Genomic DNA, 17436 nt, shown 5'->3' with positions numbered 1-17436 from the left:
CATCGCGATGTCCTTGAGCTGCGGGTCGTTCAGGTCCGCCGCCTGGGCGGTGCCGGGCGTGACGAGGGCCGCCGCGCACAGAACCGTTGCCGCGAGCCGTGTAAACGTCTTCATGCCGCTCCGTTCCACAGTGGAATCGGCGGCGACGATGGGCCCGACCGTAGCGTGAGAGCGCGGACACGGCAAGGGCCCGGCTCGCGAGCGAGCCGGGCCCTCCTCTGTCATCAGCCGTTCTCGGCAGCGCACTTCTGGTCGTTCGGACGCTGTCCGCCGAGCAGGTACTCGGTGACCTTGTCGTTGGCGCACTTGTTCTTGCCGAAGATGTAGGCGCCGTGCCCACCCTGGTCGATCGTGATCATCGCGGCCCTGTCGCCGAACGCGCGGCGCGTCGACTGGGCGCCGACCAGCGGCGTCGCGGGGTCGCGCTCGTTCTGCACCAGCAGCACGTTGCGCGGGCCCCGGTCGGACGGCAGGACCTGCTTCTCCACCGGCTTCGGGAAGAAGGCGCACGGCTGGATGTTCGCGGCGCCCGCGCCGAACATCGGGTGGCGGAGGCGGTCGATCTCCACGTTGCGCTCGTAGGTGCGGACCGACGACGGCCAGGCCGAGTCACCGCACATCACGTTCAGGCGGCCCGCCAGCAGGGCCTGGACGCGCGGGACCTCCGGGAACTCCTGCGGCGGCTGCGGCTGGCCGGTGTCGAAGGCCTTCCAGGAGGCGGCGTGCTTCGCGAAGGCCTCGTCACCCGTGGCGTAGAGGGCCGTGAAGGTGAGGAAGCGGAACAGCCTGCCGTCGATGCCTTCCACCGAAGGCTGCTTGTCGAGCCGTGTGGCCAGGTCGAAGAACTTGGCGCGCACCTGTTGCGGAGTCGTGCCCAGGTTGTACTCGGGGTGCGCCGCGGCCCACTTCGCGAAGTCGGGGAACGTGTCCTCGACGCCGCGGCCCATCAGCCGGCCGCCCTCGACGTCCCAGCCGCCTTTCGGCAGGTTGCTGTCGATCACGACGCGCTCCGCGGTCTTCGGGAACAGCGTGGCGTACACCGAACCCAGGTACGAGCCGTACGAGTACCCGAGGAACGACGCCTTCTTCTCGCCCAGCGCCGCACGGACCGAGTCCAGGTCACGCGCGATGTTCGCGGTCGTGTTGTACGGCAGTTCGCCTGCCGAGGACGACTTGAGGCACTGCTCGGCGATCTTCTTGACCTCGTCGGCGCGCTGGCGCACCTCGGCGGAGTTGTTGGCGTACGGAGGCACGCTGCCGTCCGCCATCTGCTCGTCGGTCATGTCGCATGTGGACGGTGAGCTGTAGCCGATGCCTCGCGGGTCCATGCCGATGATGTCGTACGCGTCCTGCACGTCCTGCGGCAGTCCGACCGCCTTCAGCACGAACGGGAACGTCAGGCCCTCGCTCGGCCCGCCGGGGTTGGTCAGCAGGATCCCCTTGCGCTTGGCGGGGTTCTTGCTGGCCAGCCGGGTGAACATCACCTCGGTCTTTCGGCCCTCCGGCTTGCGGTAGTCGAGCGGCAGCTGGAGCTTTCCGCACTCCAGGCCTGGCAGCGCGACATCGGTGGGACAGGCGACCCACTGCACCTCGGGCTTCGGCGTGGCGGCGGCCGACACCCCCGGCACCGCCACCAGCCCTGCGGCGGCGGTCACGACCGCGGCCAGAGACAACGATTTTCGCATTAGCAAATACCTCCCCGACGACGCGCCCGTCCGGCGCGCCGAAAACCAGTGGAAACTCAGCCACTCATGCGGACGAGAACGTCCAGCTGGGCCTTGTTGTAGAGCTCGACCATGACCTTGATGACGGTCCGTTTCGCGTGCTCGACGCCTCGTGGCGCGTCGCTGTACAGACCGGCCGGATCCGGGAACACCGCACGCATCTGCGCCATGTACGGCATCTCGCGCATGCCGTCCGCGACGGCCTGCCGGGTCTGCTCGTCCGCGTCCTCCGGCAGGTTGTCGAACGCGACGACCGCCGGATCCCGCGCGTAGTCCTTCAGCGTCCCGGCGTACCTCGCCAGCGTCTCCGGCGAGAGCAGCTGGGCCAGCACGACGGTGAACGAGCGGTCCTGCGGAGACAGGTTCGCGTTCTCGATCATCGCCGCGACGTCCGGCGGCAGGTCGGTCGGCGCCTCCTGGCGCAGCACCAGTGCCAGTTCGGCCCTGATCCGTTGCAGACGTTCGATCTGCGCCGCCAGTTCGGTGTCGAGCTCCCGCAACGCCTCGCGGGGATGTTCGTCCCCGTCACCGAGGTCCGCGATCTGCGTGAGCGACAACCCGAGATCGGTGAGGCGCTTGATCCTGAGCACCCGCACGAGATGGGGCACGCCATAGCTCTTGTAGCCGTTGGCACGGCGTTCGGGCTCGGCGAGCAGGCCCACCTCGTGGTAGTGCCGGATCGTGCGCAACGTCGTGCCGGCGAGATCGGCCAGCTGGCTGGTGCTCCACCCCACGACGTCTCCCTCTCCGTTCGGCCCTGACACGACTCAGTTGAAACTATGCCGCTACGGCACGGTCAAGGCAGGCCGGGACAGTTCAGACGAAGGTGTGAGGGAGCGACGACTTTCGTCGCAAGCAAAAGGCCCCCGTCAAGAACCCGGGGGCCTTTCGTTGTCCTACAAGGACTTACAGGAACTGACCACCGCGGGTGACAGCACCGTAGGCGTCCACGATGCCGTGACCGTAGAAGCCGTTGAACTTCGAGTCACCTTCACAGGTGGCGTCGAACTCCGGCGTGCGGCCCACGTTGACGTACGAGACAGTGCGCGGGTTCGGGCAGGCGCGCTGCGTCGCGGTCTTGTAGAGCACCTTCTCGACCTTGTCGGGGTCGAGGGTCAGACCGGGGTTCTTCTTGTCCTTCTTGCCGTACTGGCTGACGATCAGCGCGGCGACACCAGCGGCGTGCGGGGCGGCCATCGAGGTGCCCTGCAGGAACTGGTAGTAGCCGACCTTGTCGCCCTGCACGGCCTTCTTCACGCCGGCGGCCAGACCGTCGGGCGTGATGTTGCCTGCCTCGTCGATCGCGCCTTCGGCGAGAGCGACGTTGCGCGGGTAGGTCGACAGGATCAGGTTCTCGTTGGTGCGGTACCACGGCGTGCCGAGGCCGTCGCGGAAGTAACCACCGGGAGCCGAGATCGCGGTCTGCTCGAGGCCGTAGTTCGAGTAGTCGGCCTTGGCGGTCGACGGGCCCAGAGCGGACACGGAGATGACGTGGTTGCCCTCGGTCGGGAGGTTGAGGCACGTCGCGTTGTCGATCGGGCGCGGGCGGTTGTGACCCGGCGGGTAGTTCGGGCTCACGGTGTCCTGGCGCGGCTTGCCCAGGTCCTCGTGGTTGTTGCCACCGGCACCGATCAGCGTGACGCCCTTGCGGTGCGCGTAGTTCAGCGCGCGCTGCACGGTCGCGATGATCGTGCGCTGCTCCAGCTGCTCCTCGGCCGAGGCCGTGGGGTCGTTGGCGCAGTTCATGTACCAGGGGTCGACGTAGAACGACATGTTGATGACGTCCAGGCCGATGTCGGCGCCGTAGGTCAGGGCGTCGACGACGGGCTGCAGGAAGAACGATCCCGCGTCCTGGCCGCCGCGGATGTTGACCAGCGACACGTTCGGCGCGACGCCGGAGATGCCGAAACCGTTGGCAGCGGCGCCAATGGTGCCGGCGACGTGCGTGCCGTGGCCGCCGTCGTCCCAGTTCGCCGGGTCGACGCAACCGCGGAACTCACACGGGCCGTCGAACACGCCACCGTCGGAGTCGTTCGGGATGTCGACGGTGAAGTTGCGCGAGAGCTCGTTGTTGAAGTTCGGCGCGATGTCCGGGTGGGAACCGTCCACACCGGTGTCGAGAATGCCGACGTACACGCGCTTGTCGCCGGCCTGCTTGGCCCGCGCGATGTTGGAGCGAACGAGGTTCAGGCCCCACAGGTCGCCGTCGAGCGGGTCCATGCCCGCCGTCGACTTCGACGGAGCAGGAGCCTTGTTCGCCTGCTCTGCCTTGTTCTCCTTCTCGACGTTGTCCCGCTTGACCTTCTCGGCCTTCGCCGCGGGCGCGTGCCCGATCGGCTTGGTCCGAGCGGCGCCGACGATCGCGCTCGAAGCGGAAACCTTCTCCGCGAAGCCGTTCGCGGGCGCCTTGACCGTCAGCAGGCCGACGGCGTCGTTGCTCCGCACGACCTCGCCGCCCGCCGCTTCCACGGCGTCGATCGCGAAGTCGCGGTTTCCGGGTTCTTCCAGAAGGACGGTGTACTCCGTAATCGGCCCTGTGGAGGCCGGCGCGGCCCCCGCCGCCGAAGTGCCCGCGGCGATCAGCGACACCGTTGCCGCCACCGCCATCACGGTTCTGCGCGTTCTCACCTAGCTGTCTCCTCACACCCGGTCAGGGCTGGATCCAACAACACGGTGCGGCCCCCGATTGCCGCCCAAGTTGGACACACTGACACGAAAATTCGCCGCACATCAGCGCCTTTCGTACGGAATCGAACTGTAGCCGATCGGAAGCGGAGCGTGATGTTATGAGAAGAAATCTTGACTTAACAAGATTCAAGGACTGGACTCCGCGTTTATGCGAAGACGGGTAATGGCATCGTCGGCGTGCCTGCTCTTTCTCCTGACTGCCTGTGGTGAAGCTGGTCAGGGCTCTCCGACGCTGCCTACGCGCGGTCCCAAACCAATCGTCGGGGTAATCCTTCCCGACCGAACGACATCCGCGCGTTGGGAAGAGCAAGACCGCCCACTGCTCACACAGGCGTTCAACTACGCGGACATCGAACCGTTCATGGAGAACGCCGAGGGTGACGAGGCGAAGTTCGCGCAGATCGCCGACGAGATGATCCGCCGCAAGGTGAAGGTCATGATGATCACGCCGTTGTCGGCGGCGGGCGGACTCTCGGTGCAGAAGAAGGCGAAGGCGGCGGGCATCCCGGTCATCGACTACGACCGCGTGACGCTCGGCGGCCAGGCGGAGTACCACGTCGGTTTCGACAGCGTGAACGTCGGCCAGTTGCAGGCGGACGGTCTGCTGGGCTGCCTCGGTGACAAGCCGGGCGCCAACATCATCGAGATCGAGGGCGCTCCGACCGACCACAACGCCACGCTCTTCACCCAGGGACAGAAGTCGCGGTTGTCCTCGAAGTACGACAGCGGCGCGCTCAAGCTCGTGAAGTCCCAGCCGGTCGCCGACTGGAACAACGAGCTCGGCGGGCAGCTGTTCGAGCAGATCCTGAACGACAACCAGGGCAAGGTCGACGGCGTGGTCGCGGCCAACGACGGCCTGGCGGGCGCGGTCATCGCCGTGCTCAAGAAGAAGAACCTCGCGGGCAAGGTCCCGGTGACCGGCCAGGACGCCACTGTGGACGGCCTGCGGGCCGTGCTGCGCGGCGACCAGTGCATCACCGTCTACAAGCCGGTGCGCGACGAGGCCGAGGCCGCGTCCAGGCTGGCGATCGCCATCGCTCGGGGCGACCTGGAGGGTGCCGACGACCTCGCCACCGGCAACCTGCGGGATCCCGTCGCGCGGCGTGACATGAAGTCGGTGCTGCTCGGCGCGACGCTGATCAAGAAGGAGAACGTCCGGACGCTGGTCACCGAGGGCATCATCAAGCCGGCGGAACTGTGCGCCGGTGACCTCGCCGCGGCCTGCGCCCAGCAGGACATCGTCGGAAGCTAGCGGACCGTCACGGCCTGTCCTGATCGGGCAGGTCGTGACGGCCCGAGATGAACTCCTGCACGGCGATCTTCACGCGGATGATCGGCTGCCTGATCCGCGCCTCCCGGCGGTAGGCGCGGGTCAGCTTGCGTGAGCCCTCCGGGTAACGCCAGCGCGCCCACGGTGAGCCGGGCCTGGCCAGCCGCACGGCGCCCACGGCGGGCACCAGCGGCACGAGCAGGCCGAGCAGCCCGGTCCAGATCTTGCCCTTGAGCAGGGCCACGATCGCGAGGCACAGGTTCACCGAGATCGCGATCAGCCGGAGCGTGAACGTGGACGCCGGTGTCGTCTCCGGGTTGAGCTGCAGCACCTCGTCGTAGCCGAACGGGCGTGCGCCGAGCAGGAACGTCCCGGTGAGACCGACGGCGAGGAACACGGCGTCCACGGACAGCCGGCCCGCCTTCGTCCAGTACACGTCCCGCAGGTGCAGGATCAGCGCGAACTCGTCCAGCACCAGTGCCGCGCCCACGCCGAGAACGGCCGCGGCGGCCAGCCTGGCGCCGTGCATGTCGTCCGGGATGACGAGGCTCGTGACGCTCGACAACAGCAACAGCACGGTGCCGAACACGACGTGATGCACGTGCGTGTCGCCGTGTACGAAGTTGCCCGGCCACCAGCGGACCTTCGCTCTGATCAAGCGCACGCTGATGCGGATGAACACGAATGTGGTCACCAAGCCGATGAAGAAGAAGAGCAGTCTGTCGCTGCCGGTCAAGCCGCGGCCCCCTGGGTCAACGACCCTCCAGGTTACCGGTCCCGGTAGTGGACGTCCCCGTGCACGTTGCCGATCTGGAAGAGCGTGCCGTGGACGGGTCCGCTGGACTTGTTGACCACCGTCGGGCGGCCCTTGGCCTGGGTCTCCCGAGCCGGCTTCACGAGGTACTTGGTGACCAGTCCGAGCAGGCCACCCGCCGACCACGGCGCGACTGTGACCGTGATCGACAGCTTCATCTGCTCGGGCACGGGTACCTCCGCGAGATCATTTGGAGTCTCACGATAGCAGCGAGATCAGTGAGATCCATAGCTCGACTGATGACGGGGACCCATGGTTGACTGTCCATGGTCGTACGTTGCGTGTTCGTGGATTTCCCCGCTCGCGGAACGAGGTCGCGAGTGTGTGGTTTCTCCAGGTTCCGGAGAAGGCGCCGTCGCGTCCTGACCCGGTGGTCGCGAGCGCGATCCGGCACCTGTTAGAGGAGAAGTAGCAAGATGGCAGTACAGGGCACCGTCAAGTGGTTCAACGCGGAGAAGGGCTTCGGCTTCATCTCCCCTGACAACGGTGGCGCCGACGTGTTCGTCCACTACTCCGAGATCCAGATGAACGGCTACAAGGCTCTCGAAGAGAACCAGCGGGTCGAGTTCGAGATCGGCCAGGGCCAGAAGGGCCCGCAGGCCCAGGGCGTTCGCGCCGTCTGAGTCCGACTGGTCAGCACATCTGATCTGTATCTGACAAGCCGCCTGTCCACTATCGGACAAGCGGCTTTGTCGTATCTTGTGCCCGATTGATCGCGATCGTAGCGTCGCGGCATGGGGAGACTGTTCGTAGCCGCTCTGTTGCTCTTCGTGGCCGGATGCGCCGGCGGTGAAGGTGCCGTGCCAGGCGGGAGCAAGATCGACGCGCTGCTGGCCAAGGCACCCGTCTACGCAGGTCAGGTGACCCCCGGCTCGGCCGTGGACCGCATCAAGAAACGTGGCGAGCTGATCATCGGCGGCTCGCAGGACGCCCCGCTGCTCTCGCAGCTCGACCCGATCAGCGGCGAGCTCACCGGCTTCGACGCCTACCTGGGCAAACTGCTCGCGCAGTACATCGTCGGCAAGCCCTCCACGGAGCTGCTCTCCGCGACCTCCGAGACCCGCGAACCGTTGCTGGCCAACGGCACCGTCGACGTGATCATCCAGACCTACACGATCACCCCGCAGCGCGCCGAGCGCGTGGCGTTCGCCGGTCCCTACTACCAGTCGGGGCAGTCCATCGCGGTGCGCAAGGGCACCTCCGGCATCGGCAAACCCGCTGATCTGGCGGGCAAGACCGTCATCGTCGGCGCCAACACCCCCGGGGTGAAGGCGGTGCAGGACGCGGCGCCCACCGCGAAGATCCTCGAGTTCGGCTCCGATCCCGAGTGCCTGACCGCGTTGAAGCAGGGCCGCGGCGAGGCCTACGTGCAGGACCAGGCGATTCTGGTGGCCGACGCGTCGAAGGACAGCGAGCTGCAGCTCGTCGGCGAGCCGTTCACCGAGGACCCGTACGGCATCGGCATCAAGCACGGCGACGCCGAGTTCACGAAGTTCGTCAACGACTGGCTGCGCGAGATCGGCAAGTCGGGGCTGTGGCAGGAGGTCTGGAAGCAGACGATCGGCACCGTGGTCACCGGCGACGCGCCGGCGCCACCCGCGATCGCCTCATGAGCCTGGTCCTCGAAGGCTTTCTGAACACCGTCGCTCTCACCCTGCTGTCGTTCGCCGGCGCGTTGCTCGTCGGGTTGCTGGTGGCCGTCCTGAGGATCGTGCCGGTGCCGTTGCTGCGGGCCGTCGGCGCGGTCTACGTCGAGGTGTGGCGGAACATCCCGCTGCTCGCGTGGCTGGTGCTGTTCGTGTTCGGGCTGCCCGAGGTGGGCGTGAAGATGCCGTTGTTCTGGACGGCCTTCACGGCGATCGCGTTGTACGAGGCGGCTTTCGTGGCGGAGGCGCTGCGGTCGGGCGTGAACTCGGTGGCGTCCGGGCAGGGGGAGGCCGCGCGGGCGCTCGGGCTCTCGTTCCGGCAGTCGTTGCGGCACGTGATCCTGCCGCAGGCCTCCCGGCGGGTCGTGCAGCCGTTGGCGAACATCGCGATCGCGTTGACGATGGCGACGGCGCTGGCCGGAGTCGTCGGTGTGGTGGACATGACCCGTGCGGCGCAACGGATCAACCTGGAGCTCGCGCAGCCGTTGCTGGTCTTCACCGGGGTCGGGCTCTGTTATCTGGTGATGGCCGCGGGCATCGGGTTCGGCGCGCGGGTGCTGGAACGGCGGCTGGCCTGATGTTCGACGCTCCCGGACCACGTGCGCGCCGCCGGATCTTCTGGATCTCGGTGGTGGCCGTGCTCGTGCTGACCGGACTGGTGGCGCTGGGGTTGCGGCAGTTCGCGGCAGGTGGCCAGCTGGATCCTGTTCGGTGGAGGCCGTACCTGACCTGGCCCGTCTGGCGCTATCTGCTCACCGGCCTGTGGTCGACGGTGCTGGCGGCGTGCGCGACCGGCGTGCTGGCGATGGCGGGCGGGTTGCTGCTCGCGTTGCGGCCCAACCGGTTCACCCGCGCCTACGCCGAGGTCATGCGCACTGTTCCGGTGCTGCTGCTCGTGTACGTGATGCTGTTCGTGCTGCCGTCGTTCGGCGTGAACCTGCCGCTGTTCTGGAAGCTCGTGGTGCCGCTGGCGTTGTCGCACGCGGCCTCGTACGCGGTGATCTTCCGGGCGGGCGTCTCGTCGGTCGATCCCGGCCAGCGCGAGGCGGGGTTGTCGCTGGGCATGCCGGACGGTGTGGTGACGCGGTTCGTGGTGCTGCCACAGGCCGTGCGGCACATGACGCCGTTGCTCGTCACCCAGGCTGTCAGTCTGTTGAAGGACACCTCGCTGGGATATGTCGTGTCCTACACGGAGTTGTTGTTCAACGGCCGGGTGCTCGCGAACTACAACGGTCTGCTGATCCAGACCTTCATCGTCGTCGCGTTCGTCTACCTCGTGGTCAACCTGGCGCTGTCCAGGCTGGCCCACCGGCTGGAGGCCGCTCGTGCCCGCACTGCTCGCTGAGGTCACCCGGTCCGGGTTCGTGGAGAGCCTGCACCACGGCAGCGTCGTCGGCCTGCTGCCGTCCGGTGACGTGGGCTTTTCCGTTGGTGCGGTGCAGGACCCGGTGCTGCCGCGGTCGTGCATGAAACCGTTCCAGGCGCTGGCGTGCCTGACCGCCGGAGCGCCGCTCGAGGGGCCCGCGCTGGCGATCGCGGCCGGGTCGCACACGGGGGAGGACCGGCACTTCGAACTGGTGACGCGGCTGCTCGGCGAGTTGCCGGTGGAGCTGTTGCAGTGCCCGCCGTCGTGGCCGGAGGACGAGGAGACGCGTCAACGGGTGCCGGAGCCCTCGCGGGTGCGGATGAACTGCTCCGGCAAGCACGCGGCGATGCTGGCGGCGTGCGTGGCCGCGGGGTGGCCGGTCGAGACCTATCTGGAGCCTTCGCATCCGTTGCAGCAGCTGGTGATGCGGACAGTCGAGGAGCTTTCGGGCGAGTCCGTCGCGCACACGGCGATCGATGGCTGTGGCGCGCCGGTGTACGGACTGTCGTTGCACGGCTTGGCGCGCGCGATGCAGGGGTTGGTGCGCACGCCCGTTGCCGAGGCCATGCGCGGGTTTCCCGAGTACGTCGGTGGAACCGGGCACGTGAACACGGTGGTCATGCAGCAGTTGCCGGGTGTGGTGGCCAAGGGCGGCGCGGAGGGGGTGCTGGTGCTGGCGACCTCCGCCGGGCACGCGGTCGCGGTGAAGGTGCTCGACGGCAATCCCCGTGCCACGACGGCGATCGGGCTCACGGCGCTGGCGGCGCTGGGGTTTGACGTGTCTCCGGCCAAGGAATCCCTGTCCGTACCGGTGCTCGGTGGCGGGCAGGTGGTCGGCGAGGTGCGCGTGGTCCTCTAGAACTTCTCGGGGACGTCGAGCATGCCGAGCTGGCTCATGACCGTCGCCGTGTCGCCGTAGACCCGTTCGCAGACAAGAACGTCCTTGTCGAAGAGGAAGAAACCGACCATCCTGACCTTGAACGACCGTCCGGTGACCTCTTCGCCGGTGAGGCTGCCGAGGTGCGTGCCCTCCAGCTCGAACTCGAGGATCACGGCGTTGTCGGCGTGATGGACGTCGATGACCTTGTTGCGCTGGTCGGGGAACGCCGCACGGGTGCGTTGCCAGTACCCGCGGACCTCGTCCACGCCGTCGAAGACCTGGCCGGACGCCATGATCTCGTAGCGGGGGTGCGGAAACGTGTTCAGGGAGGTGTCGAAGTCGTGGTCGTTCTGCGACTCCATGTGCTCCAAGACGATCGCTTCGCGCAGCGCTCTGAGCGCCTTGGACTCGGTCATGCCGGCTGACCCTCCTACGTACGCCGTACGTCGCAGGGAAGTTACTCCACGTCGTATGGTCTCCGCCAGTGTCCTCCTCACGTGAACCGTTGACCCGTGCCCGCATCGTGGATGCGGCAGTGCGGTTGATCGAACGTGAGGGCGTGGAGGCCGTCTCGATGCGTCGTCTCGCCGCCGAACTGGGCGCGGGCACGATGTCGCTGTACAACCACGTGCCGAACAAGGCGTTGCTGGTGGACCTCGCGGCCGAGCGGATCATGGCCGAGGCGCAGCCGTACACGGTCGACAGCGACGACTGGCGTGATCACATCCGGGCGCACGCCCGTGCGGTGCGGGAGCTGGCGCGCCGGCACCCCCGCGCGTTCGTGATGCTGGCGACGCGGCGGCTGAGCACCGAGGCGGGGTTCCGCACGATCGAGTTGGCGCTGATGAACTTCGACCGCGCCGGGTTCCGGGGCAAGATCGCCGTCGGGATGATGCGGGCGATGGTGTCGTACCTGCTGGGCACGCTGATGAGGGAGGTCGCGACCTCGCCGGAGCTCGGCGGGATCGCGCTGTCGCCCTACGTCGAGGTCGACATGGCGGCGTTCCCGTTGTCCGCCGGGGTTCTCGACGAGCTGGGGACCTACGACCACGATCACGAGTTCGAGTTCGGGCTCGAACTCATGATCGCGGCCTTGGAGCGCTACCAGTCCGGCTAGCAGGTGATCTTCAGGTCACCCCAGTCGGCGTGGTCGTTCGTGGTGCCGTTGCCGCCGTCGAGGACGACCAGGCGCACGACCGTCGCTCCGGACACGGTGGCCTCCAACGACTTCGCGGCGTCCGCGCCGCTGACCGGACCGCTGTCGTAGACCTTCGTGGCGTCCGCCCACACCTGGTAGCTCACCAGGCTCTGCGCGTTGACCTTCCGGTCGTCGATGCCGATGGTCGCGGTCACCTTCGAGCAGGCCTTGCCCGCGTAGTACTCGAGCTGCGCCGGCGCGTGGGTGCCCAGACCCTTCGCGAACACCTCGCCGCGGATGGTGATCGGGCCGCCGTCACCGGCCGCCGTCTCGCCGTTGGTGGCGTCGACCTCGACCGGGCCCCAGCCGTTGGTGCTGCGCAGCCACTTCAGGTCGCTGACGAAGTTCTCGCCCTTCGGTGCCGCTCCGGGTACCAGCACCTCGGCCGAGGACTGCCTGGTCACCGGGTTGTTCTCGAGCGGGCTGTGGAAGGTGAAGTACGCGCCGACCGGGAACTTGCCCGGCGCCACGCCGACGGGGGCCGTCACCTGCCAGGTGGTGGTGAACGTCTTCTGACCTGCGAGAACCGCGGCGAAGCTCGGCGTGGTGGCCTTCACCGTCCAGCCCGCCGGGACGGTCAGGCTCGCCTGGACCAGGCTGACCGGCAGGCGGCCGGAGTTGGTCACCGAGGTCGTGTAGCTGAGGGGTTTGCCGGGTTGTGCGATCGGCAGTGCCCCGGGGTAGAGGAGTTCGCCGGACGCGCCCGCGGCGACGGCCGGCGGGTAGCGGTACCAGTCGTTCGCCTTGCTGACGCGGTACATGGCCGAACCGTGCGGCGGAAGTGCCGCGCTGATCGAGCCCGCGGTGTGCGTGGTGGTCTTGGCCCAGAGGTCGCGGATCTTGTAGCCGGTCGCCGTGGTGAGGCCGAGTTCCTGGGCGGTCACGGACGCGGTGGTGGCGCTGTCGTTCTCGTTGAACAGAAGTACGGCCCTGTCGCCGTTGGACAGTGGTTTGACGAGCACGTGGGTGCCGCCCTCGTCGCGGATCACCTTGCCCTGCAAGCCGAGCTCGTCCTGGTTGACGGCGATGACCTCGCGGTTCTCCAGGATCTCGAACGTCTCCGGGGTGACCTTGCGCAGGTCGGCGCCGATCAGCAGGGGTGCGGCCATGATCGACCAGAGACTGAAGTGGCTGCGGTACTCCACGTCCGTCATGCCGCCGTTGCCGACCTCCAGCATGTCCGGGTCGTTCCAGTGGCCGGGGCCCGCGAAGTCGGCGAGTTCCATGTTGCGCTTGGCGATCGACAGCATCGAGCTCCAGCTGTCGGTGATGTCGCCGGTCGTGCGCCAGAGGTGACCGACGTCCTTCGCCCACTCCCACGGCTTGTTCTCGCCCCACTCGCAGAGGCTGAACACGATCTCGCGGCCGGTGGCGTTCAGGGCGTCGCGCATCTTGGTGTAGCGGTACTTCGCGTCGACGCCCTGGTTGTTGCAGTTGTCGTACTTGAGGTAGTCGACTCCCCAGCTCGCGAACAGCTTCGCGTCCTGCTCCTCGTGGCCCAGACCGCCGGGGAAGCCGCCGTTGTTCTCGCAGGTCTTGGTGCCGGCGCTGGTGTAGATGCCGAACTTGAGGCCCTTGGAGTGCACGTAGTCGGCGACTGCCTTGATGCCGTGGGGGAATCGGGTCGGGTGGGGGACGAGGTCGCCGTCCGCGTTGCGTTCCGGCAGCGCCCAGCAGTCGTCGATGTTGACGTACTCGTAGCCCGCGTCCTTCAGGCCCTTGTCGACGAAGATGTCGGCGATGCCCTTGACCATGTCTTCGTTGAAGTCGTTGCGGCAGTGCGTGCTGTTCCAGTTGTTGAAGCCCATCGGCGGTGTCAGCGCCAGGTCTGGTTTCTGCGCGTGTGCCTGGGGTGTGACGAGGGTGCCCGCGGCGATGAGGGTGGCGACTGCGGCTGTGCGCCAACGGCGGAGATCCACTTGCGCGCTCCAATCTGCGGAGTGCGGCGGCAGGGACTCAGGTAAACGTTTGTGCAACACGCGCGTCAAGGGGGCAGAACCTGTCGGCTCCGCCCCCTGCGTCTCGTTCGGTGCTTACGGGCGCATCTCGTACTGGCCCGAGAGCGCCGCGACCTGCTGCCAGACGGCGTCGAAACGGGCCTGGTCGACGTGCGGCTTGCGGATCTGCGCGACGGCCCACCGCTGCTGGGCCTCGGTGCTGCTGGCCTTGCCGTGCAGGGCGGTCGCGTAGCCGGCGAAGTCGCGGACCAGGACGTCGAAGATCTGGTCGAGGACGCTCTGGTCGGTGTTCGTGATCTTGGCCTGCTCCAGGACCAGCTGGCCGTAGACGACCAGGGTGAACAGGTGGCCGAGGTTGAGCAGGAAGTCGAGGTCCTTCTGCTGGTTCTCGTCCGGAGCGGCGGTGGTGAGCAGGGTCTTGATGGCGTTCGCCTGCTCGTGGAACAGCTTCACGTTGGGCAGGTGGGCGTGCTCGGCGTAGATCGGCTCCCAGTCGTGGAACTGGATCTTGCCGAGTCCGCGTGCGGGACCCTGGTGCCAGAAGAAGTCGTCGTCGGTCGCGTCGTGCCGCGTCGGGACCTCTTCGTACTGCGCGGGGTTGAAGAGGTAGTTCGGCATGAACTTCAGTACCAGGGCCAGGTTCACGTGCACGGTGCCCTCGAGCTTGGGCAGCGCGCGGATGTCGGCCGTGGCGCGGGTGAAGTAGGTGTCCTTCTCGAAACCCTTGGCGGCGATGACGTCCCAGAGCAGGTCGATGACGTTCTCGCCCTCGCTCGTCACCTTCATCTTGGTGATGGGGTTGAAGAGGAGGTAGCGGCGGTCGTTCTCGCCGGCGCTGCGGAAGTAGTCGACCGACCTGTCCGCGAAGAGCTTCATCGCGGTGAGGCGCGCGTAGGCGTCGACGAAGTTCTGGCGCACGTGCGGGAAGTTCGTGACCGGGTTGCCGTAGAGGATCCGGTTGTGGGCGTGGGTGATCGCCTCGTAGAACGAGTGCTCGCAGATGCCGATGCTGGCCGTGCAGAGGTTGAACTTGCCGACGTTCACGGTGTTGAGCGCCGCGCTGAACGCGTCGGGGCCGCGGTGCAGGACGTCCGCGTCGGTGATCGGGTAGTCGTCGAGGCGGAACTCGCTGACGAACATCTGGCTGTCCACGACGTTCTTGACCAGCTTGAAGTTCTCGTGCTGGCTGTCGACGGCGAAGAAGAGGTACTCGTCGTCGATCTTGCCGAACACGCTGACCATGCCGGCGACGTTGCCGTTGCCGATGTAGTACTTGCTGCCGTTGGCCCGGTAACCGTCGTCGGTCTTGGTGACGATCATGTCGGTGCTGTAGACGTCGGCGCCGTGCTCCTTCTCGGAGAGGCCGAACGCGAAGACCGCGCCGCTGTCGAGGAGGGCCGCCGCCTTCTGCTTGGCCTCCTCGTTGCCGCTCATCCAGATGGGGCCGAGGCCGAGAACCGTGACCTGCCAGGCGTACCAGTACTGCAGGCCGTAGAAGCCGAGCACCTCGCTGAACGCGGCGTTGCGGGCGGCGTCCCAGCGCTTGGTGCCGTCGACGCTCGCGGGCGTGCAGAAGGTGGCGAAGAGCTTCTCGCGCTTCACGAAGTCGAGGAACTCGGTGTACCAGACCTTGTCCTGCGCGTCCGCGATGAGCTGCCGCTTGCCGCGGGCCTCGAACCAGTCGACGGTCGCCCTGAGCAGGCGCCGCGTCTCGTCGTCGAGGTGGGCGGGGTCGTAGTGGTTCGGGTCGAGCAGCACTGGCGCCTCCTTGCGTCTCTTCTTTCGGACGCTACCAGTGAGTAACTTGTGGGTCTACGTGGGGTTTCCCTCGTGCTCAGAAATTGTCAGACCCCCGGCGTAACGTGCTCCGCATCACATCTTCTGACCTGGGAGGCTGCGTTGCGATGACGGTGGTCGTGGCGATCGGTACGCGCAAAGGACTGTGGCTCGCCCGTAGTGAGGACCGTGTCTCGTGGCAGGTCGACGGGCCGCACCACGCGATGCAGGAGGTGTACGCGGTCGCGTTCGACGCGCGTGCGGGCCTGCGCCTGCTGGCAGGGGTGTCCTCGCCGCACTTCGGCCCCGGCGTGTCCATCTCGGACGATCTGGGCGCCACCTGGGAGGAGTCCTCGACGCCACCGATCGCGTTCCCGGTGGAGGACGCCGCGCTGGAACGCGTCTGGCAGCTCCAGCCGGCGCCGGCCTCGCAACCGGGCGTGGTCTACGCGGGCACCCAGCCGTCGGCGCTGTTCAAGTCGTCGGACGGCGGCCGCTCGTTCGAGTTCGTCGAGGGCCTCTGGAACCACCCGCACCGCCCGGAGTGGGACGCGGGCTTCGGCGGCCAGGCCGTCCACACGATCGTGCCCGACCCGGTCGACCCGGACCGGATGCTGGTGGCGATGTCGACCGGCGGCGTCTACCGCACCGCTGACGGCGGCAAGTCCTGGGAGGCCCGCAACAAGGGCATCAAGGCGTACTTCTTCCCGGATCCGTGGCCGGAGTTCGGCCAATGCGTGCACAAGGTCGCACAACACCCGGCCTCGCCTTCGCGCTTCTACGCCCAGAACCACCACGGCGTCTACCGCAGCGACGACGGAGGCGACACCTGGCAGTCCATCGCTTCCGGTCTGCCGACCGACTTCGGCTTCGCGATGGTCGTCCACCCCCACGACCCGGACACGATTTTCACGTTCCCGATCGAGGCCGACGGCCGCCGCTTCCCACCGGAGGGCAAGTGCCGCGTCTACCGCTCCAAAGACGCCGGCGCGTCCTGGGAAGCCCTGGGCGAAGGCCTCCCGGACGCCTTCTGGACAGCCGTGATGCGCGACGCCATGTGCGCCGACGACGCCGAGGTCCCCGGCGTCTACTTCGGCTCCCGCTCAGGCGAGGTCTACGCCAGCCCGGACGAGGGCGACACCTGGCACCGGGTAGCGGCCCACCTCCCGGACGTGATGTCGGTCCGAGCCGCGGTGATCCCGACGTGAAGGTCACAGTCCTGATCCCAGGCGTCCTGCGCAACGCCACCGACGGCGCGGCCCACCTCGACGTGGACGTCCCAGACCCAGCCACTCTGGGAGCGGCCCTGGATGTCCTGGCAGACACCTACCCGGCCCTGAACCGCCGCCTGCGCGACGAACAGTCCACCCTCCGCCGCTACGTGAACTTCTACGTCAACGGCGAGGAGTGCCGCCGCCTCTCCTGCCCGGCCACCCCATTACCGGCAGGCGCCGAAATCCAGATCCTGCCCTCGGTGGCAGGAGGCTGACCGCCCAGCCGGGGTGCGCCGACCGGGGATGGCGGCGCACCCCGGCCAGGCGTGGCTGCAGGCGCGTTTCTGGCGGGAGCACGTTTCGCGCGGGAGCACGTTTCGCGCGGGAGCAGCCGCCGGGCTGCCCGCCGACTGCGGTACCCACGACTTGTGGCCCGGCTTCGGTCGCCCGGACGGGTGAACCTGGTCCTGATCCACGCCTGGCGCCGTCTAGTAGGTGTCCGGAAACCATGGTCATCTTCGCCCCGCAAGCGGAAGGGGCGGAGGGCGGCGGCAGGTGTCGGTCAGAGCGGCAGGTGAGCGAGAAGGCCCAACCGGACAGGAGGAACCCTGGATCGGCCATCTCTGAGTCGGCCATCTCCGGAGTGAGCGCCTGGACCGACCACCTCCGGGACAAACCCTCGGACTGCCTGGCCGTCGGACTGCCTGGCCCCCGGACTGCCTGGCAGTCGGACGCCCGGCCCCCGGACTGGCCGCCTCTGGACTGGCCGCCTCTGGACCGACTACCTCCGGGTCAAGCCCCCTGACCGCCCGGCCCCCTGACGGCCCGGCCCCCTGACGGCCCGGCCCCCTGACGGCCCGGCCCCCTGACGGCCCGGCCCCCTGACGGCCCGGCCCCCTGAC

General features: G+C 67.7%; 17 protein-coding genes. 9 read left to right on the top strand and 8 right to left on the bottom strand.

Going from position 1 to position 17436, the window contains the following annotated elements:
* Positions 1 to 224 precede the first annotated feature (224 nt).
* From ACH413_RS36095 to ACH413_RS36085, 3 genes are all read right to left on the bottom strand, one after another.
* Positions 225 to 1685, bottom strand: a complete 1461-nt coding sequence (locus ACH413_RS36095; protein WP_360040239.1) for an alpha/beta hydrolase — start codon at positions 1683 to 1685, stop codon at positions 225 to 227.
* Positions 1686 to 1741: 56 nt separating this feature from the next.
* Positions 1742 to 2458, bottom strand: a complete 717-nt coding sequence (locus ACH413_RS36090; RefSeq protein ID WP_360040242.1) for a MerR family transcriptional regulator — start codon at positions 2456 to 2458, stop codon at positions 1742 to 1744.
* A 172-nt stretch (positions 2459 to 2630) separates the two neighbouring features.
* A complete protein-coding gene (locus ACH413_RS36085) occupies positions 2631 to 4331 on the bottom strand; it encodes a S8 family serine peptidase (protein WP_360040340.1) in 1701 nt (566 codons plus the stop codon).
* A 229-nt stretch (positions 4332 to 4560) separates the two neighbouring features.
* Here ACH413_RS36085 and ACH413_RS36080 point away from each other — a divergent pair, with 229 nt between their 5' ends.
* Positions 4561 to 5664, top strand: a complete 1104-nt coding sequence (locus ACH413_RS36080; RefSeq protein ID WP_396425432.1) for a sugar ABC transporter substrate-binding protein — start codon at positions 4561 to 4563, stop codon at positions 5662 to 5664.
* A 7-nt stretch (positions 5665 to 5671) separates the two neighbouring features.
* On the opposite strand, the gene ACH413_RS36075 is transcribed toward ACH413_RS36080, so the two are convergent.
* Together ACH413_RS36075 and ACH413_RS36070 are read right to left on the bottom strand one after the other, a co-directional pair.
* Positions 5672 to 6376, bottom strand: a complete 705-nt coding sequence (locus ACH413_RS36075; protein WP_360040248.1) for a hypothetical protein — start codon at positions 6374 to 6376, stop codon at positions 5672 to 5674.
* Between the two features lie 74 nt (positions 6377 to 6450).
* Positions 6451 to 6666 (bottom strand): hypothetical protein, encoded by a 216-nt coding sequence (locus ACH413_RS36070; RefSeq protein WP_360040251.1) that lies wholly within the window; start codon positions 6664 to 6666, stop codon positions 6451 to 6453.
* A gap of 246 nt (positions 6667 to 6912) precedes the next feature.
* On the opposite strand from ACH413_RS36070, the gene ACH413_RS36065 reads away from it, so the two are divergent.
* The 5 genes from ACH413_RS36065 to ACH413_RS36045 all read left to right on the top strand — a co-directional run bounded on the left by ACH413_RS36065 (position 6913) and on the right by ACH413_RS36045 (position 10367).
* Positions 6913 to 7119, top strand: a complete 207-nt coding sequence (locus ACH413_RS36065) for a cold-shock protein (RefSeq protein ID WP_030468404.1) — start codon at positions 6913 to 6915, stop codon at positions 7117 to 7119.
* Between the two features lie 111 nt (positions 7120 to 7230).
* Positions 7231 to 8109, top strand: coding sequence for a glutamate ABC transporter substrate-binding protein (locus ACH413_RS36060; protein WP_360040254.1), 879 nt, complete (start codon positions 7231 to 7233; stop codon positions 8107 to 8109).
* Positions 8106 to 8720: an amino acid ABC transporter permease gene (locus tag ACH413_RS36055; protein ID WP_360040257.1), complete on the top strand. Its 615-nt coding sequence runs from the start codon at positions 8106 to 8108 to the stop codon at positions 8718 to 8720. The genes ACH413_RS36060 and ACH413_RS36055 overlap by 4 nt, the downstream gene beginning before the upstream one ends.
* Positions 8720 to 9487 carry an amino acid ABC transporter permease gene (locus tag ACH413_RS36050; RefSeq protein WP_360040260.1) on the top strand — a complete coding sequence of 256 codons (768 nt, stop codon included), beginning with the start codon at positions 8720 to 8722 and terminating at the stop codon, positions 9485 to 9487. The genes ACH413_RS36055 and ACH413_RS36050 overlap by 1 nt, the downstream gene beginning before the upstream one ends.
* Positions 9468 to 10367 carry an asparaginase gene (locus tag ACH413_RS36045; protein WP_360040262.1) on the top strand — a complete coding sequence of 300 codons (900 nt, stop codon included), beginning with the start codon at positions 9468 to 9470 and terminating at the stop codon, positions 10365 to 10367. The genes ACH413_RS36050 and ACH413_RS36045 overlap by 20 nt, the downstream gene beginning before the upstream one ends.
* Here the strand turns inward: ACH413_RS36045 and ACH413_RS36040 are convergent.
* Positions 10364 to 10804, bottom strand: a complete 441-nt coding sequence (locus ACH413_RS36040; RefSeq protein WP_360040265.1) for an ester cyclase — start codon at positions 10802 to 10804, stop codon at positions 10364 to 10366. The two genes, ACH413_RS36045 and ACH413_RS36040, sit on opposite strands and share 4 nt — an antisense overlap.
* Positions 10805 to 10872: 68 nt before the next feature.
* Between ACH413_RS36040 and ACH413_RS36035 the strand changes: the two genes are divergently transcribed.
* Positions 10873 to 11505: a TetR/AcrR family transcriptional regulator C-terminal domain-containing protein gene (locus ACH413_RS36035; protein ID WP_360040268.1), complete on the top strand. Its 633-nt coding sequence runs from the start codon at positions 10873 to 10875 to the stop codon at positions 11503 to 11505.
* Here the strand turns inward: ACH413_RS36035 and ACH413_RS36030 are convergent.
* Together ACH413_RS36030 and ACH413_RS36025 are read right to left on the bottom strand one after the other, a co-directional pair.
* Positions 11502 to 13505: an NPCBM/NEW2 domain-containing protein gene (locus ACH413_RS36030; protein WP_360040271.1), complete on the bottom strand. Its 2004-nt coding sequence runs from the start codon at positions 13503 to 13505 to the stop codon at positions 11502 to 11504. The genes ACH413_RS36035 and ACH413_RS36030 overlap by 4 nt on opposite strands.
* A gap of 114 nt (positions 13506 to 13619) precedes the next feature.
* Positions 13620 to 15302: an acyl-CoA dehydrogenase gene (locus tag ACH413_RS36025; protein WP_360040274.1), complete on the bottom strand. Its 1683-nt coding sequence runs from the start codon at positions 15300 to 15302 to the stop codon at positions 13620 to 13622.
* 146 nt (positions 15303 to 15448) lie between these two features.
* Here ACH413_RS36025 and ACH413_RS36020 point away from each other — a divergent pair, with 146 nt between their 5' ends.
* Complete coding sequence (locus tag ACH413_RS36020; RefSeq protein WP_360040277.1) at positions 15449 to 16528, top strand: exo-alpha-sialidase; 1080 nt, start codon at positions 15449 to 15451, stop codon at positions 16526 to 16528.
* Positions 16525 to 16809 carry a MoaD/ThiS family protein gene (locus ACH413_RS36015; RefSeq protein WP_360040280.1) on the top strand — a complete coding sequence of 95 codons (285 nt, stop codon included), beginning with the start codon at positions 16525 to 16527 and terminating at the stop codon, positions 16807 to 16809. The genes ACH413_RS36020 and ACH413_RS36015 overlap by 4 nt, the downstream gene beginning before the upstream one ends.
* The last annotated feature ends 627 nt before the right edge of the window (positions 16810 to 17436 follow it).

This window comes from Lentzea sp. NPDC020367, from assembly GCF_044387305.1.
In the GTDB taxonomy this organism is placed as follows: Bacteria; Actinomycetota; Actinomycetes; order Mycobacteriales; family Pseudonocardiaceae; genus Lentzea.
Note: the sequence above shows the minus strand (reverse complement) of the source record. Positions and strands in the feature narration are given on the sequence as shown.

What these genes read in the sequence shown, in the direction of transcription:
- ACH413_RS36085 (WP_360040340.1), bottom strand. Translation starts at nt 4,331, where the DNA reads ATGGCGGTGGCGGCAACGGTGTCGCTGATCGCCGCGGGCACTTCGGCG.
- ACH413_RS36080 (WP_396425432.1), top strand. Translation starts at nt 4,561, where the DNA reads ATGCGAAGACGGGTAATGGCATCGTCGGCGTGCCTGCTCTTTCTCCTG.
- ACH413_RS36060 (WP_360040254.1), top strand. Translation starts at nt 7,231, where the DNA reads ATGGGGAGACTGTTCGTAGCCGCTCTGTTGCTCTTCGTGGCCGGATGC.
- ACH413_RS36020 (WP_360040277.1), top strand. Translation starts at nt 15,449, where the DNA reads ATGACGGTGGTCGTGGCGATCGGTACGCGCAAAGGACTGTGGCTCGCC.
- ACH413_RS36095 (WP_360040239.1), bottom strand. Translation starts at nt 1,685, where the DNA reads ATGCGAAAATCGTTGTCTCTGGCCGCGGTCGTGACCGCCGCCGCAGGG.
- ACH413_RS36055 (WP_360040257.1), top strand. Translation starts at nt 8,106, where the DNA reads ATGAGCCTGGTCCTCGAAGGCTTTCTGAACACCGTCGCTCTCACCCTG.
- ACH413_RS36050 (WP_360040260.1), top strand. Translation starts at nt 8,720, where the DNA reads ATGTTCGACGCTCCCGGACCACGTGCGCGCCGCCGGATCTTCTGGATC.
- ACH413_RS36065 (WP_030468404.1), top strand. Translation starts at nt 6,913, where the DNA reads ATGGCAGTACAGGGCACCGTCAAGTGGTTCAACGCGGAGAAGGGCTTC.
- ACH413_RS36040 (WP_360040265.1), bottom strand. Translation starts at nt 10,804, where the DNA reads ATGACCGAGTCCAAGGCGCTCAGAGCGCTGCGCGAAGCGATCGTCTTG.